General features: G+C 35.0%; 16 protein-coding genes. 10 read left to right on the top strand and 6 right to left on the bottom strand.

Annotated elements, in window-relative coordinates:
* Positions 1 to 68: 68 nt before the first annotated feature.
* A complete protein-coding gene (locus HNP38_RS13220; protein ID WP_184190281.1) occupies positions 69 to 842 on the top strand; it encodes a helix-turn-helix domain-containing protein in 774 nt (257 codons plus the stop codon).
* 627 nt (positions 843 to 1,469) lie between these two features.
* Here HNP38_RS13220 and HNP38_RS13215 read toward each other — a convergent pair.
* Positions 1,470 to 2,099 (bottom strand): hypothetical protein, encoded by a 630-nt coding sequence (locus HNP38_RS13215; RefSeq protein ID WP_184190279.1) that lies wholly within the window; start codon positions 2,097 to 2,099, stop codon positions 1,470 to 1,472.
* A 32-nt stretch (positions 2,100 to 2,131) separates the two neighbouring features.
* The gene (locus HNP38_RS13210) at positions 2,132 to 2,617 is read right to left on the bottom strand and encodes a hypothetical protein (protein ID WP_184190277.1); all 486 of its coding nucleotides are present in this window, start codon (positions 2,615 to 2,617) and stop codon (positions 2,132 to 2,134) included.
* A 554-nt stretch (positions 2,618 to 3,171) separates the two neighbouring features.
* Here HNP38_RS13210 and HNP38_RS13205 point away from each other — a divergent pair.
* The 9 genes from HNP38_RS13205 (at position 3,172) to HNP38_RS13170 (ending at position 13,881) form a co-directional block, all read left to right on the top strand.
* Complete coding sequence (locus tag HNP38_RS13205; protein WP_184190275.1) at positions 3,172 to 3,672, top strand: M15 family metallopeptidase; 501 nt, start codon at positions 3,172 to 3,174, stop codon at positions 3,670 to 3,672.
* A 124-nt stretch (positions 3,673 to 3,796) separates the two neighbouring features.
* Complete coding sequence (locus HNP38_RS13200; protein WP_228461066.1) at positions 3,797 to 4,585, top strand: patatin-like phospholipase family protein; 789 nt, start codon at positions 3,797 to 3,799, stop codon at positions 4,583 to 4,585.
* Positions 4,582 to 4,836, top strand: coding sequence for a hypothetical protein (locus tag HNP38_RS18035; RefSeq protein WP_228461065.1), 255 nt, complete (start codon positions 4,582 to 4,584; stop codon positions 4,834 to 4,836). Before HNP38_RS13200 ends, HNP38_RS18035 begins: the two co-directional genes overlap by 4 nt.
* 591 nt (positions 4,837 to 5,427) lie before the next feature.
* Positions 5,428 to 9,483 carry a hypothetical protein gene (locus tag HNP38_RS13195; protein WP_184190273.1) on the top strand — a complete coding sequence of 1,352 codons (4,056 nt, stop codon included), beginning with the start codon at positions 5,428 to 5,430 and terminating at the stop codon, positions 9,481 to 9,483.
* Positions 9,484 to 9,500: 17 nt separating this feature from the next.
* Positions 9,501 to 9,863 carry a hypothetical protein gene (locus tag HNP38_RS13190; RefSeq protein ID WP_184190271.1) on the top strand — a complete coding sequence of 121 codons (363 nt, stop codon included), beginning with the start codon at positions 9,501 to 9,503 and terminating at the stop codon, positions 9,861 to 9,863.
* A complete protein-coding gene (locus HNP38_RS13185) occupies positions 9,856 to 12,444 on the top strand; it encodes a hypothetical protein (protein WP_184190269.1) in 2,589 nt (862 codons plus the stop codon). Before HNP38_RS13190 ends, HNP38_RS13185 begins: the two co-directional genes overlap by 8 nt.
* 21 nt (positions 12,445 to 12,465) lie before the next feature.
* Positions 12,466 to 12,996, top strand: coding sequence for a hypothetical protein (locus tag HNP38_RS13180; protein WP_184190267.1), 531 nt, complete (start codon positions 12,466 to 12,468; stop codon positions 12,994 to 12,996).
* A 63-nt stretch (positions 12,997 to 13,059) separates the two neighbouring features.
* On the top strand, positions 13,060 to 13,317 hold the full coding sequence (locus tag HNP38_RS13175) for a hypothetical protein (protein WP_228461064.1): 258 nt from the start codon (positions 13,060 to 13,062) through the stop codon (positions 13,315 to 13,317).
* 21 nt (positions 13,318 to 13,338) lie between these two features.
* Positions 13,339 to 13,881, top strand: coding sequence for a hypothetical protein (locus HNP38_RS13170; RefSeq protein WP_184190263.1), 543 nt, complete (start codon positions 13,339 to 13,341; stop codon positions 13,879 to 13,881).
* A gap of 663 nt (positions 13,882 to 14,544) precedes the next feature.
* Here HNP38_RS13170 and HNP38_RS13165 read toward each other — a convergent pair.
* The 4 genes from HNP38_RS13165 to HNP38_RS18025 form a co-directional block, all read right to left on the bottom strand.
* Entirely contained in the window at positions 14,545 to 15,174 is a 630-nt protein-coding gene (locus HNP38_RS13165; protein WP_184190261.1) for a DDE-type integrase/transposase/recombinase, read from the bottom strand.
* 113 nt (positions 15,175 to 15,287) lie between these two features.
* Entirely contained in the window at positions 15,288 to 15,803 is a 516-nt protein-coding gene (locus HNP38_RS13160) for a hypothetical protein (RefSeq protein WP_184190260.1), read from the bottom strand.
* Between the two features lie 27 nt (positions 15,804 to 15,830).
* Complete coding sequence (locus tag HNP38_RS18030; protein ID WP_317166734.1) at positions 15,831 to 16,409, bottom strand: tyrosine-type recombinase/integrase; 579 nt, start codon at positions 16,407 to 16,409, stop codon at positions 15,831 to 15,833.
* A 9-nt stretch (positions 16,410 to 16,418) separates the two neighbouring features.
* Positions 16,419 to 17,057 (bottom strand): phage integrase SAM-like domain and Arm DNA-binding domain-containing protein, encoded by a 639-nt coding sequence (locus tag HNP38_RS18025; RefSeq protein ID WP_228461062.1) that lies wholly within the window; start codon positions 17,055 to 17,057, stop codon positions 16,419 to 16,421.
* Between the last annotated feature and the right edge of the window lie 211 nt (positions 17,058 to 17,268).

Genomic DNA, 17,268 nt, shown 5'->3' with positions numbered 1-17,268 from the left:
CTCTCTGAATACTTACTCTTTTTCATATTTAAATTTAAAGTTTTTTAAGCCAAAAACTCTATCTTTAAATGGACACATTTTTAGGGAAGTTTACACCTTTATTCATGAATAAACAGCAACAGCAAGTCAAGGCTCGCAAAGATTGGCTTAAAATCTATTTAGAATCGGGGTCTGTAACAAAAACAGCTTTACGCTGTGGAATTGCAAGATCAACACTTCATCGTTGGATAAAAAGGTATAAAGAAGAAGGAGAACAAGGACTGTCAGATAAGTCAAGACATCCTAAAACCCTTACCAATACTAAGGTTACAAAAGAAACTGAATCTATTATCCTCGATTTAAGAGAGAAAAAAAGATGGGGAGCTGCAAGAATCTCAATCCATCTGCTCCGAAAAGGAATCATGCTTTCTGCAATGACTGTTTGGCGGGTACTCTTTAAACACAAAGCTAATCCTATAGTAAAAAGGCGTAAAAAATCTGATTACAAAAGATATAGCAAAGAAGTTCCAGGAGATAGAGTCCAGCTAGATGTTACTAAAATCAGGAATAAAGCCTATCAATTTACAGCTATTGATGACTGCACAAGAATGAAAGTCATTAGGGTCTACTCTAATAAAAAAGCAGAAAGTACTATACATTTTTTAGGTGAAATTTTGGATACATTTTATTTTCCTATACAGCATATTCAAACCGATTGGGGTACGGAATTTTTTAATTACTCCTTCCAATATGAGCTGCATGAACATTTTATCAAATACAGACCCATAAAGCCCAAATCTCCTCATTTAAATGGCAAAGTAGAAGTACCCAACAGACTGACAAATCTGAATTCTGGTCGCTAGTGGATCTATCTGATCCAGATCTTAATTTAAATGCTTTAGCTATTGAATGGCAGGAGTTTTGCAATAAGAAAAGGCCACACTCTTCTTTGAATGGAAAAACACCTTGGAAAAAACTACAGTCGTTGGAGCATCTTATCCCTATTCAGCCAGATGTTACCGCGAAATTTTGGGGATCAGATGAAGAAATATTGCCCAGAAATTATACGTATTTAAATTACATAAGGCAAAAAAATACTAATTTAGTCTCAAAGCCAAAGAGGAAGTAGGCTCTGCTGGGGAGCAACCTGCCAGCAATAGGCTTTTAGATATACGGAAATGGAGACCGAAAAGGTCTCCTCTTTTTATTTCCGGTATCTTCTATGGCTAAGAAAACCCTCTCTTAACTTGTAGCGAATCTATTGTTATAGCACATATAATGATGTATAGAAATTATGAGTGATATTAAAACCCGTTTAGAGATGGTTTAAACGGGTTATTTGCTATATTTAAATCTAAAATTCGGTTTCATTACGGCTTTTTTTACATTTGGTTTCGCCGATTATGTAGCTGGCAAAAGATGAGCTGACATATTTCGTAGAAATAATTAATTAATGATTTTATATTGATCTGATCAAATACTAACTCTATCTATATAAACCTCCAGAACAAATCAATATGTGTTTTTAATTCAGAAAGGCGTTCTATACTTCTTTCCAAAGAATAAGTGGGTTCAATCTCATTACCATTCCAGTCTTTATCCTTTTCCATTTTTCTAGAAAGTTCAGTTAATTTGTAACAATAATATTTTAAACTTTCAGCAATTTTATCAATATCGGAAGTTATTTCTCCAATTTGCTCATAGGTATAACTTTTAACATTTAAAGGATTTTCTATGGACAGTTCAAATCCAGACACTATGACAGATAGAAATAGTTCTAGTCTATTTATAATATCATATCCTGCCATTTCTTTTTTGCCTTCAATGACTTCCCTAATCACGGTGTCAGAAACTCCACTTTTTTTGCTGTATTCTTTCGCTTCTCTGTAGCCAACAATTTTAGATAATTCTTCTTTAATTCTTAAAGCCTTACTTTTCCGGTCTTCCTGAATTGCAAAATATATGCGATTAATTTCACTTTCCGGAGGAGTAGAATGAATATACTCATCCCATTTATCCAATGGAATACCAACTCGATACGCAAGCAGTTGGCGTTCTTTAATTTGCTTTTTAATATCAGCCCAGCGGGTTTTTAGTTGTTTCTGAGATAATTCCTCCATACTAATTCAAAATATATTATAACTTTTATTTTTTATATCACAATTTTCTTCTGGGTAGTAAGAATATCTTGTTCCGTGAACTCAGAATATCTTTCAGAAAGTTTATTCCTCAGATTAAATAATCTTTTTTCTGATGAATCTACTATTTGGGAGAACAAACAAATTTGTACTTTTCCCATCTCTACTTTGTTTTCGTTTGATACCGCTTGAATTGGTTGAATTTTTTCGGAGAATGATTCTCCTAATAAGAAAGCATTAATGTATGGATTTCCGATGATGGTTCCACAATTCATAAAATCTTCAACATATCCGACTGCTTGATTTCTTTCTTCTCTACCAAGTTTGAAACCACCTCTCTTCAATTCTATAATTAGAATTTTTTTAATGTTCGAGATACCTGTATCAATATCATTAATACAATTAATTGAAAAAGTAGAGTTACCCATTACGACAATATCTGGTCTTTTTTTATTATTGTTGAAGAGTTTTCTATCAATTTTCTTTCCAACCTTTCTCATAAAATTGCATCTTTAACTATTAGAGTATAATAGAAAATGAAAAGTAATATAAAATATAATTTTTTATGTGTCAAGTTTTGTCGCAAGCGAGCATTAGCTTTGCAAACCATAAAGAAAATAAATATTAATATACTAACTATAAACAGGTGAGAGCTTGAGAAAATTATGTTATGGCAAAATTTCTTGACAAGTTCTGACAGTATGTATAGATAGAATAGGTGACATTAAGTGTGAATTTAATTATATAAAGTTTTTTGTGTCATATTTTGCGTTTCCTCTTCCTTTTTTGTCATAGATAGTAGGTGTAATTTTTATCACCTGATAATTAAATACTTGCCTGAATCAAAACAATGATTAACACAATTTTTATATTATGGTATATCTTTTGAAACAACCTGTCTATTGGTTTTATGATATGATATGACTTAATAATCAGGGTATATGTCAAACAAATTTTGGAAATATTGAAAAAATGTTAAAATACTATTAAATGTAATTTTAAAAGTAATAAAAGTATCATCATAACAGTTATACTAAAAAAACTAAGACACTTAATGGACACCATCACATCACAAAGAATAAAAAAGCTTCATCCGCTGGTACGGGAAGAAGTTTCTACTATCATCACCCAATGCAATCAATCTTTAACCGGCAGATCACAGGTACGAATTACCCAAGGATTAAGAACCTTTCAACAGCAGGAGGATCTTTATGCTCAGGGAAGAACCAAACCCGGAAAAAAAGTGACCAATGCCAAAGCCGGACAAAGTATCCATAATTATGGCTTAGCCGTAGACATCTGTATGCTTATCGATGGGAAAGATATCAGTTGGGACACCACAAAAGACTGGGATAATGACAGGATTGCTGACTGTTACGAATGTGTAAAGATCTTTGCCAAAAATGGCTGGGACTGGGGCGGAAACTGGAAAACCTTTAAAGACCTCCCTCACTTTGAACGGCGCTTTATCATTATAAAAAGCAAACAGGTCAAAACCTCATGGAGAAATCTCATCAATCTTCCTAAAGATAAATCCGGATATAGTATCCTGTAACCTTCTTTATCTTATACATAAACATTCAAAAACAGAATTAAAAGAATTTATATAGATATAAGCTCTCAGGGATTGTTGTCTCTGAATCAAAATTAAAAACACAGAATTTTTATAGCACTAAACGATGAAAAAAATATGCATTTTGTCTCTGGACGGAGGAGGGATACGCGGTATCATCACGTGTATTATCCTGAAATATATTGAAGAGAGGCTTCAGGAATTGGATCATCCCCATGCTAAACTTGGAGATTATTTTGATATGGTAGCAGGAAGCAGTACAGGAGGTCTTATTACCTCTATCCTATTATGTCCTGGAGAAAACAGTAAAGCCAAACACTCTGTTACAAGAGGATTGGAACTGTATTCCAAAAAAGGAGAAGATATTTTTCAGGTTTCCTTTTGGCAAAAACTCATCAATCCTTTTGGACTCTTCAGCGAAAAAATCTCTCAGGAAGCTTTGGAAAAGAACCTTGTCGATTTCTTTGGAACTATTGAACTCAGAGAACTCATTAAACCATGTCTTATTACCAGCTATGATATAGAAAACAGAAGAGCTAAGCTGTTTAATTCTGTGGAAGCCTCCAGACAAAGTACCGATAACTTTTTGGTAAAAGACGTTTGCAGAGCCACTTCAGCAGCACCTACCTATTTTTCACCGGTACAGATACAATCAATGTATGGTCAGACCTTTAGCCTGATCGATGGAGGAATGTTTGCCAATAATCCTGCATTATGTGCTTATGCAGAGGCAAGGAAAATGCCTTTCGCAGAGATTTTCAAGAACCATCAGAAGCCTAATCATCCCGTGGTGAATGATATGATCATTGTTTCTATAGGAACAGGAGCAGAAGCAAAACCCTATTCATTTAAAAGCCTTGAAAATGCAGGAAAAATAGCTGGATTTCCCCTGTGATTGATATCCTGATGTCTGCCAACGCAGAAACAGTAGATTATCAGTTCTGTCAGATCTTTAAGACACTTGGAATAAGAAATCAAAAGAATTACTATCGTATTAACCCTTCCCTTAGAAAAGCCTCCTCTGAAATGGATGATGCTTCAGAACGGAACATAGAAAAGTTGATACAGGCAGGACTTTCTTATGTGGATGAAAATAAAGAGATGCTGGACCAGCTGGTTAGAAAACTTATTTATAATAAAATATAGAAAGAAAAGAATATGGAAATGACAATAAAAAACTATAGATCAATCATCAGAAATAGCAAGGTGAGAAATGAAAGAGGGTCAAAGTTTAATAATAAATGTAAAAATTAATAGTCAAGAATTGAGAAATTAAGGAGGTGAAATTTTTATTTCTGGTTACCAGTAGCTTAAAAAAATAGTCTTAAAATTTCTGTATCTTGTTTTAATACGTCAAGTTTTGTCGCTTCGCCGAACTAGATTTGCCTTAAGAATAATAAAATATGGCAATGTAACAATATAGCAGTATGGCAATGTTATAATATAGCAATATAGAAATTTACAGATAGAAAAAAAATAATCTAAAAAAGAGAATAATTTATAATCTAAAATCCAAAATTCGCAGTCTAATAATGAAGAATACAACAAAAACAAAAGGTGGATATCCATTTAGCGGACACCACCTTAAAAAATAAAGCTAAAGCCGGAAGATAATTCTATTAAAAAGAACCCTTCCAAGTTCAACAGATTAAAAAATATTATAATGAATGTACAACCAATGCGGATCTTGCAAAAACCATTGGTAATACAAATCAATAACTAAACAAAAATACAAAAATGTCAACAAATAACTTAAATACCAATAATAACGCCTCACAGACGCTGTTCAGGTTTGCAACATCACGAAACGCCGAGCTTTCTGATCCAAAAAACAAGGAAAGAAGGTTTATCTTCAGAGATTATGAAACCCTTAGAGGCGTTTTTGATGCCCAGCTCAATTCATCCACTACTTTACAAAAGCTTTGCGAGAACCCTTCTGCCCTTCCACTAACAGTAGAAACGGAAACAACATTAAAAGAAAAAGATTCCAAATTTTATGACCTCGCAGTTTGGGTAGCAAGAAACAAAGCTACGGCGACCAAAGAAGAATTTGATGCTAAGATCAAAGAATACGAAGACTATTTGGCTGCTACTAAAAAAGCAATGCTTTTAATAGACTCAACCCTTTGGGACAATTTGATCTATCAGGTAGTTACTCAAAAAGATTTCTATGCAAAAGAAACGCTGATGCAGTTTTTACACTTGAATCATATTCTTACGGTTTATACGGATGGTGATGAAGAAGTGTACAATGATGTCATAAAAGCTAAAGTAGTTCTTCCAAAAGAACTTTTCAAGGCTGTGAATGAATCTTCAGCGGCATCCGGAACTGCGTCCAAAACGGCTCAAAGCACTCCTAAAGTATTGTATAACGATAAAAGCATGAAGTTCGCTGAAGCTACCATTCAGCTTCAGGAGAACCAAAACTTATCTGCTGCTTTAGAAAAACTGGAAAAAAGCTACAGAAAAGAATCACAGCAGGCACAGAAAGAAGCTTTAAAAGACTACGAAAGAGAAGTAAAACCTGCACGAAAGGAATATCAGACTCGTTTGGCAGAGATAGAATATCAAAAAAAGCTGATTATTGAGGCAGGAAATAAAGAAGAATTGACAAAACTTCCTTACATTCCTGCTCCGGAACTTCCGGAATTTGAATTTGAGTTTAAACCTGAGATCCAACCGGAAGAACTATTAAGAAGCTTAAACGAAGAAAATATTTCTGCATTGAGCAGGATTTTAGGAACTTCGGAACCGGGATCTGCCTTATCAGATATTTCTTCTTTTGCAGACCTTTCCCAAAGTATTGAGCAAAACAGTCTGGTATTACAGCAGACCGTTTTAAATAATACGTCACTCAACCAACAGGTCTCCACAACAGTAGGAGGTGTGGTTATTCCGGTAGCTAATACCCTTAATAGCAATGGATGGATACCATTTAGTGTAAAAACCTACAGCAGGGGTACTTCAGACTGGTTTATCATGCTCACGATAGAGAATTATACCCACAATATTGTTTCCGGATCTTACAAAGTAACCATCAACGGTGTTGAAATTGCTTCTACTAATGTGTTTCAAGCTGTAAGCGGTGTCAATTTTCTTTTTTATAACGGAACGGGAATTCCTGCTTCCCAAACTTCCAATACCGGTGGTTTCATTTTACAGGGAGATGTTGTTTTAGATGATGGGAAAACTTATAAGATGGATGTTACTTTGATCAGGGATAATTCTGATATTGACAGAGTACTTAAACAGGGAGTTTTCAAGGGAAGCGCAGCATTTACCCCTGTACAAAAGCCTGTAGATCCGGAAAATCCCGGTAATCCGGAAAATCCGACAGTTACTCCTACAGGAGCATTCATTCCTTCAGGATTTGGAATGAAAAACATTGGAATCACGGATTACAAAAAAGTAGAACAATCTACCTACTGCTATGTGGAAGGAGACGTTGCCCACATCGAAAACATTATGGCTAGGGAGTATAAGGAAAGAGCTACAAGAAGATTAAAACGTAACGAATCTCAAACTACAAAGTCTTCAGAATCTGAAAAAGAAAAACTTACTGATACAACTTCTACTGAAAGACATGAAATGCAGAGTGAAGTAGCTAAAATTCTACAGGAATCCAGAGATTTCGGAGTTCAGGCAGGATTCTATGCGAAATGGGGAACATCACCAGCAGAGTATGGCTTAAATGTAAGTGCCAATTATGCTACGCACAACTCTAAAGAAGAAAGTAACAGACAGGCCGTTACGGAAGCCAAAGATATTACCGCAAGAGCTTTGGACAGGATTGTTACTAAAGTAAAAGAAGAGCGTATCGACAAAATACTGGAGGAATATGAAGAGAATAACAAGCACGGATTTGACAATACCAAAGGAAGCAGTCATGTCGTGGGGGTTTACCGTTGGGTAGATAAAGTAGTGAAAAACCAGATCTACAATTATGGAAAACGTATGATGTTCGAATTTATGGTTCCAGAGCCTGCCAAGCTTCATAGTTTAGGAATGAAAATTTCCAAGAATACGGAAAACCAATTGATAAAGCCGGTAGATCCAAGAGAGTCAACCATACATAAACTGGAAAACTTCGTGTCTTTGGACGGAGCTTCAGGAGAAACTATTCTAAAGTATTGGTTAGGACGTTATAATGTTGAAATAGATGAGAAACCATCTGCAAGGTTTAACGTCTCTAAAGGATTTCATGGAAACTTTACAAGCCCCGGATATTTTACAACAGGAAGTGATAATATAGTTATTCCTGAAGGATATGAAGTTCACACAGCAAAAGCAAGTGTGGCATTCGATTTCCATCCTGATGGAATGGAAGGATCAGGTGTTTCTGTTTGTATAGGGAATAAATACTATAACAGACAATGGGAAAGACACTTTAATCAGCAGGATATTGCTTTTAACGGATTGGGAGGAATCAGAGATAATATGGCGGTTTCCTATAAAGCATTTGACTGTGGAACATTTGCGCTAACAGTAAGTGCTGAATGTACTCCAACCACAGAATTTAAAAATGCCTGGTTACAAAAAGCCTTCAATAAAATCATTGAAGCATATCAAGCGGAATTATCTAAGTATGAACAGGCTTTAGCAGATGTAAAAACAATGGGAGTGCAAATCAAAGGCTCAAATCCGGGCTTCTATAGAAAGATTGAAAACACAATCTTAAGAAGGAACTGTATTTCTTATATGCTGGAACAAAATCCTGGTGTAGATCTTACTTTTGGAAAAGACCGATATTATACCCATGATGGCTCTCAGGAAGAAACTTTCCTTAATACTGATATTAAAGTAGACGGAAAGCTGGACCAGTATGCCGCATTCGTAAAATTCATGGAACAGGCTTTTGAATGGGAAATCATGAGTTACTATTTCTATCCATATTATTGGGGAGAAAGAAAATATTGGGCAGACCTGTATCAGTTTGATGACAATGATCCTACATTCAGAGCGTTTATGCAGTCCGGTATGGCAAGAGTCATTGTTACTGTAAGACCGGGGTTTGAAGAAGCGGTAAGACATTTCCTATCCACAGGACAAATTTGGAACGGTGGAGAAGTTCCGGTAATTGACGATCCGTTATTCTTATCTATTGTGGATGAAATGCGCTCACCGAAAGCTACCAAAGAAGGAGAACCTTGGAGAGAAAAAATCCCTACTTCGCTTACCATTCTTCAGGCAGACTCAATTGGATTAAAAGTAGAAAAAGCATTGCCTTGTAACTGTGAACCGGGAGTGAAATTCGATGATAACCTGGGAGAAATGTGTGGAAGCAACTTCGAACTGAACGAAAACCAAATCGGGAAATCCGGAGACAAATGGATTAAAATCAGTTTTAATGAAATGGATCAGTTAGCAGGTTTTAAAACTATAGAAAATGCAGACAACGCAGACTTTTTCCCTAAGATATATGAATGTTTGGGTAATACTATTACTGTAGAAAGAGACGCAATCTGGCTAAAAACTGATCCTATTATAAAGATGTATAAGGCTTTGGCTGATGAAGTTTCTCAGATAGAGGGTGTAGAGGCCTATCCTACTGGGGAAAACGGAATTACTTTCAAGATCAATGTGAGTAAAATTCAAAGCTTTGTTTTCAAAAAAGGCTTTTTCGGAGAGCCTCTTGATGTACTGAGATTTACAGTTGACACAGAGAACGGATATCTGAAAATCTATTCTCCTGAATTTGACACTTACGGAGAAAGAATTTTAGATAAGGATGGACAAAAGCTGACTTTATCTGATTTTACAGACAAAGCTCTATTAAGCAAATTCTTGGTATAATTCTTAATTAAGTAACCATGAGTCGGGTAAAAACCGAGGCTATCTGGCAGCACGATCAAGTGCTGCCTTATATCCTCACGCGTCTGAAAGATAAGATTAGTGAGATTACTGCAGTAGAAAAGATTATTCTCTTCGGGAGCAGAGGAAGGCTTCCTTTGGAATACTGGAAGGAGCTGGAAGGAAAAGATTGGGATGTATTGGTGCAGGCGAAATGCAAATTAAAAAATGCAGGAATTTTGGTAGATGATAATTACCACCTGGATCTTTTGGTATTGGATGAAGCACGAACCAAAGAACTTTATAGGCATATTAAGACCAAAGAACTCTATCCTATCAATGAACTAGAATGTTTAATGACTAAAAATGAAGAAAATGAGTGATTTTGAAAATATAGTAGAATTTCTCAGGCTGCATCGAAGGTCTGAAGAAGCTGAAAAAAATGCGCTATCACCAACAGACGTTCTTTTCAATTCCTTGGAAGACAATGAAAGCTATCATGTAAATAAAAATAGCTTTGAAACAGATTTCACTAAGTATAAACGAATTATTGGTATACTGGAATATCACAATGCTGAAAGCATCTACTTACTGAAAACAGGTACCGAAAGAAAGTATTTTGTGAAAACAGCTTATGGCAAGTATCAAAATCTGCTGGATGAAAGTATCGTAATTTTAAATGAAGAATGGCTTATTGAGCTCCCAATAGAGTTTGCAAAGTATTCCTATATCTATGATACGGAGAAGAATATAGTAGTAATTGTTGCCGAAACACTAAAGGAAGTATTTATTTTCCCGGATCAGATATATTATGATCCTAAGGGAAAATATCTGATAGATATAGGAAGTGATACCTATACCTATGATTATGAAGATCATGTGACCACTTTCGGAAAAATTGTGAAAGTATTGTTTGAAGATGAATCCTACCTATGGAATAATCCTGAAAAGAAAGTACAGGTTTTGAAATCGGAAAAGGAAGGAAAGATCAACCTGATTCCTTTTATGCAGGTGGAGTATGGTTTAGGGAATTTTATTCTTAAATACCTGTATTATGAAAAAGACTATCGTCCCAAGTTTTTCCTGCCGGATGATCAGTGTGCACTTGTGCTGAAGTTTAAGGGTATAGGAGGTCTGCTTACCTTTTTAGACCAAACACTGTTTAAAGAAGGGTTTTCTTTAGAAAAAGGAGAAAATGAAAATGTCCTCAGAGATTATTTCCGGGATCAGTTCATGAAGCAGATCATTCATACCATAGAAGACAATCTTAAAAACAAGAGTACGTTTGCCTATTATGATGCGATGAAAACCTTATTTTATCTACCGGAGTCCGTCGCGGTAATGTTTAGCGATGATTTCTTTTGGATGCTGCTGGAAATGGCAATAAGCAGGGACAGCCTGACCAACAAAACAGATCTGGCGGAAGAAAACATTTTTGTGAAGCTCATCAGGGTTATTCTTCAAAAAGAAGGACTGGAAGTAAAGCTCATGAACTGGCTTCTGGAAAGAATAAAAGATGGTGATCAAAATATCACCAAGTTTGAATATATCTATGACAGGATCAATGGTGATAACTTCTTAGAGTTTGCAAAATTGATCGCCCAGGCATGGAAAAAATCAAGATTTATTTACCCAGATACAGAAAAAAATCCCGAATTTGCAACAACAGACGGACCTTTATTCCTGCCTTATAAATCCGGAAAAACTTTAGGTTTTTACTTCAGTAATGTAAGTATGTCTTTTGAAACCCATTCCCAAAAAGGGAGGCTGCTGAAAACAGAGTATGAAACGGGTAAAACTCAGAAAGTCGACAAAGTAGAAGCTAAAACCGGGACGGTCTACCAGGTTGATGAAGAAATAGTCAATCTGTTTTGGTATCATCCTTTCCATCCTGTTTACCTGAAGGACATTCAAAATCAGGAAACAAGCATGAAGCTGGACTCTATTGTCCCCGCCTTTATGCTGAAAGCCAACCGTGATAAGCAATTCTGGAGCAATGTGATTACAGCAGGTGAATATGCACTGGATGTAGTAACTACCCTTTCAGGAGTAGGAAATATCGCAAAGTTCAGGTATCTGGCGAAATTTGCAGCCAAAGCTGGCAAGCTCCGTTTTGTAAGTGAAGCCGGAAGGACTGTAGTAGCGGCCAGAAAAGCCGTAGTGGCAACTGCTGCTGTGGTAGAAATTACCAGCGGCACAGTCAATGCATTGCTCAAGCTTACGGGTGTAAGGGATACAGAATGGGGTAAATCAATATCCGAATACCTGTTTTGGCTGGAATTACTATCTTTATCTGGTGAACTTACTGTCGCTGTCCATAATGGATTAAGGAAAAGTGCCAAAGAAATTCTGGAACATGAAGATGACTTAAGAAAGACCGCTAAAAATGCGGATGAAGCCAAGCAGATTGATGAGCTGTTAGAAGAGCTGCGAAAAGTGGCAGAAGAAGCAGGAGATTACAGTGCAAGATTTGCAAAGAAAGCCTCTAAAAGCTTGGATAATGTTTCATCAAAAATCAAAAATTATGAATCAAAAATTCAGAGATATGATTATGAAACCGGAATGCTGGTAAACAATGCTAAAAAAATAGAAATAAAGGATGTAACACAAAAAGCGAAAAGCCAGATCAGCTGGAGACATATCTCTGATGAAAAATTTGTAAGTTCTACTATCACCCATAATCACCCAAGCGGATCAGGTCTAAGTTTGGCAGATATAAAAATGTTTATTGGAACACGGCTTAATGAAATACGTGCTGTAACGCCTGAAGGAACTGTATATAGCATGAAAAACAAGGGAATTTCAGAAAAAAAAGTTTCCGATTTATTGGAAAAAATAGAAGATCAAGAAAAATTTGCAGAAGCCACTTTTCCTAATGCCTCACAATATATAGATGCTTATGTATTCAGAATTATCTGGGATGATATTAAAGACTTGGTAGACTATGTACATTATGCAGATTAATAACATAAAAAAATAAGAATTATGGAATTTGAAGGAATAAATTTAGGCTTTTTATGGCACGATATCAATGATAAAATATTGGATGCCCCCAATCCGTTTGACGAAAAATGGAGAGATGATAAGATTAAATACAGACATTTTAATAAAACAGGCCCTATAGAAAAAGTATTGCAATTATTGATTATTGCTTATAAAGATGATTCACCAAGAGATTTCTTCTATATTGGTAAAAATGGAGATGCCATTTATAAAGACAATAAAACCGTCCAGTTGAAAGAACATCTCATAAGAACAGATATAGAAAAAATTACAGAAACTAAAAAAGATCAAAATGGTTTAGAAATATATGTAGAGAGATTTTTTGAATTTACGGGTACTCATAATTTCACCAATATGGTAGAGAAGACGCTGAAGGGTAAAGTATTTACAAAATCTTTAGAGGGAAGCAAAACCATATTTAAAGTAAACGACAGCCCAATTGACAGTATAGAGCTTACTCCCAAAAGTTTTAAGCTAAAAATCAATGATCAGATTTACAAGTATAAGTATTAATTATTAACCACCTTCGGGTGGTTTTTTAATAAGTATCTTTATCAAGACCGATCAGGTCTAAGTTTGGCAGATATAAAAATGTTTATTGGAACATGGCTTAATGAAATACGTGCCGTAACGCCTGAAGGAACAGTATATAGCATGAAAAACAAAGCTATCTCAGACAAATTGAGTAAAGAATTAATCGAAAAAATTAAAAATGAAGAAGATTTTGCAAAAGCATCTTTTCCAAATGCAACAGATTTTATAGACGCTTATGTCTTTAGAATCGTTTGGGATGATATTAAAAATTTGGTAGACTATGTACATTATGCAGATTAATAACATAAAAAAATAAGAATTATGGAATTTGAAGGAATAAACTTAGGTTTTTTATGGCACGATATCAATGAAAAGATATTAGATGCCCCTAATCCGTTTGATGAAAAATGGAGAAGTGATATGGTTAAATATGGGAAATTCAACGATTCTGGACCACTAGAAAAGGTATTGCAATTATTAATTATAGCCTATAAAAATGATTCACCAAGAGTTATGTTTACGCTTTCCAAAGATATAGAATCGGCGGGTAAAGCAATATACAAGGACAATCAGGTAATTCAGCTTAGAGATCATCTTGCAAGAACTGATATAGAAAAATTCATAAGAACCAAAAAAGATCAAAATGGCTTGGAAATATACACTGAGATACTTTTTGAGTTTACTGGGTCTCATAATTTTACAGGCATGGTAGAGAAGACGCTGAAAGGAAAAGTATTTACAAAATCTTTACAGGGAAGCAAAACCATCTTTAAGGTAAACGATAGTCCAATTGATAGTATAGAGCTTACTCCAAAAAGTTTTAAGCTAAAAATCAATGATCAGATTTATAAGTATAAATATTAGTTTTTAACCACCTTCGGGGGGGGGTATTGTTATTTTTATCTGGCGAATTTAGAATCGTTTAGATGACATTAAAAATTTGGTAGACTATGTACATTATGTAGATTAATAATATAAAAAAATAAAAATTATGGAATTTGAAGGAATAAATTTAGAGTTTTTATGGCACGATATCAATGAAAAGATATTAGATGCCCCCAATCCTCACCGAATATTAATCCTCCCTGATTTTGGTTCGAAAATTTGTCAAAAGGGATAAAAAATTAAACCATGCTTTTTGAGTGTGGTTTTTTGTTAACCTTTGCAACAGATATAATGGACAGGATTTTTATTTTCAAATAAAGTAAATTTTATCCTTTGGCATGAAAACATAAGTGTTTTTAAATCAACGTGTTCGGATATTCGAACAAAATATTTGTGAAATGATATTTTTACAAAATGAAGAAAAATAGGTAGAATAAGAAAAGAAATTTAAGATCATCTTCTTTCAGTCGGTGGAATCTAAGGAGACGGTTTTATTATGCGAAAAAATAAAGAATAAATATAAAAGTCGAAAACATCCATAAATTATTCGACAAATACAATTTATTAATTATCAATTACGCTATCGTCTTAAAAGCTTTACATCAGTAATTCCTGTTAGCTTCGAGTCTTTTTTCTCTGGCTTCAGCAAGATCCGGGTCTTGTTCCTTTGATTTCAGGATTGAGATGAACTTCATCAGGAGTATAAAGTTTGTGGGCATAATGAGGTCGTTCAAAATTAAAATCCAGCACAAAATTATGAAGTTCCTCCGGAAAAGTATTCTCAAAAATTTCTTTACCCCGAAAATATTTGCTCTTCATTGTTTTATATGGATTTTCCACCATATTATTAGAATAAGTAACATCTTTCAGGGCTATTTTCTTATCAATATCGATATGAGCATTTTTAATAAAATCATGAACAGTCTTATTATTATTTTCAGAACCACCATCCACAATTAAATCCAGTGATGGAGTTTCTTCATTCATTTTTTCCTGATCGTTATTTTCATTCAAGCTCTCCCCAAGCTGTTCCTCCACAGCCCTTCTCAAGCTTTGTACCCTGATAGCTGCGGATAATTTCTTAGAATAATCATAGGCAAGAATCTTTCTGGAAAAATTATCCACCACCGTATAAATATAGAAGTTTACATTATCAGCCGTGATATATTGCGAAACATCCATATGCCAGATTTCATTGGGACGGTCTGCTCTTACGGAAACCTCTTTTCTTTTTGCTTTGTAAATTTTTCGTGTAACATTCAGATTGAGCATTCTGGCATAATGACCATGTAGTTCTCGACATCGACACTTTACCCAACCTCACGGCTTTCGCCCAAACTGCAGAACTTGACCATGAACGATATCTTTTCTTGAGTAACATTCTTTTAAGTTCCAACAATTCTTTGTAAGAAACCTGATTTGGCTTTCGCCGAAAACAAATCCCAATCGGAGAATTCTTGCAACCGCGCTTGATAAAAGGCTTTCATTTGTCCATAAGAAATAGCATTGAGGAAAAAGAATTTATAGAATAGAGATTTGTCTACAAAATCAGGAAGTTTCTCCATAAAATGAACGACCAAGTCACGATTTTGCTTGATAAAAACTTTCATTTTCTTTTTGCCAATGAAATCCATAAGAACAATATACAGTCTGCAAAACGAAAAATATGCAGAAGTGAGTAACCGAAGTTTTTCATCGAGAATAAGTTTGATATTTTCCAAATCGCCATCAATCTTATGAGCAAATTCACTTCCAAGATATTTGCCCGAAGGTGTTTGTCTCCACTGAAAATAAGTAGATCGTGGAATATCTTTGGTAAATGTTTGGGGAAGCAGTTGCTCTTCCAGTCCTAATGAATAACAAATCTTGACTTGAGAATGATAGGAATTGTATTTTGCCATAACTGAAAATCAGGCAAAAATACAAAATCAAAACCCAATCACATTCTCCAACGCATCATCCACATCTTTGTGCATAAAGTTGGATTGATAGTTAACTGTAGTTGTAATAGAGGAGTGGCGGTAAAGCTTCTGAAGCATCTGAATAGAAATCTTATCACCGGAAATATTTCCAAAAGTATGCCTTGAGATGTGCATTGTCAAAGGTTTTTCAATTTCTGCTTTTTCGGCAATCCTACCCAAATACTTATTCAGATTCTTATTCGCACAACGAGTAGCGTCCAATACCGCCTTTTTATCCTTCTCATCCACCAAAGCCAGTTCAGGAAAAACAAAACCGTTATTCAGAATTTTATCTTTCCTGTAAAATTCAATAATCCCCAAAACCTTTTCGGGAATTTTCAGAGAAACCAGCTTCTGATTTTTATTCATTCGGTAGTGGAGTCTACCATCCTTAATATCACTCCATTTTGTTTTCAAAACATCCGCGACCCTGATTCCCGCAAAATAAAAGCTGAACAGCCAAACATTCCGTGAATGCCATTCCTTAGAACCAAATTCCAAATCCAAATTTTCAATACGAACAACTTCTTCCTCCGAAAGACCTATTTTTTGAGTTTATGGAAACTTAATCTGAATTTTATCTTTCCCGAAAGGGTAATTTTTTCCGTTTACCAATCCTTCCTTAATCGCTTTATTATAAATAGTTCGGATAACAACTAAGTGGTTAACAATGGTTCTTTGTGAGATTTTCTTTTCCACCTGAAGATAAGCCTGAAAAGATTTAAGAAGCTGAACTGTTATGTTTTCAACAGCAAATTTATCGGTGTTGAGAAAATCTTTAAAACAACCCACCCTTGGTTTTTCAGCAGAAAGCTGAGTGTACTTTTCCAGCTTTTTGAGATTAGCAAGATAATCCTCAGCAATTAAAAAGAAATCGTGATCCGCATTGATAATTTTCTTCCGAATCGCTTTCACATCAGAAGCATTGCTTCTCTCATTTTCTCCAGCATTGGCTTCCAAATCAATGACCTCTTTACCTGCTTCTGTGATTCTTTTGGAGATGAGATTATTGAGGCGGACAGAATTTGGATGACTTTTTTTGACCCGTTTGGTTTTTTCGTCCCAATCCTTTTTATCAATATAATGTTCAAGATTGATAAAAGTAGATTTTCTGTTTTTGGTGATGCGAAGATAAACGGGATATTGTCCCTGCCTGTTCGCTTTCTTTCGGAGTATGGCGCTGATGGTAGACATAAATAGAAATTATTTAGGTTATACATAATCAATTCGAAGTCATTAATCATCAGGAATGATTAATCAGATTCAGAATAAAAAACTTTAAAAATGAATAAAGAAGGTGGCTGGTATTATGAGCAAATACGCAGGCGGCCACAGCTTTATTATAAAGCCAAATTACACAGGAAATGTGACACACGCAAGTTAATCCTGAAGAAAAATCAAGAAA

The organism is Chryseobacterium defluvii (genome assembly GCF_014204415.1).
Classification (GTDB): domain Bacteria; phylum Bacteroidota; class Bacteroidia; order Flavobacteriales; family Weeksellaceae; genus Chryseobacterium; species Chryseobacterium defluvii_A.
The sequence above is the reverse complement of the archived record's forward strand: the minus strand, read 5'-3'. Positions and strand labels throughout refer to the sequence as shown.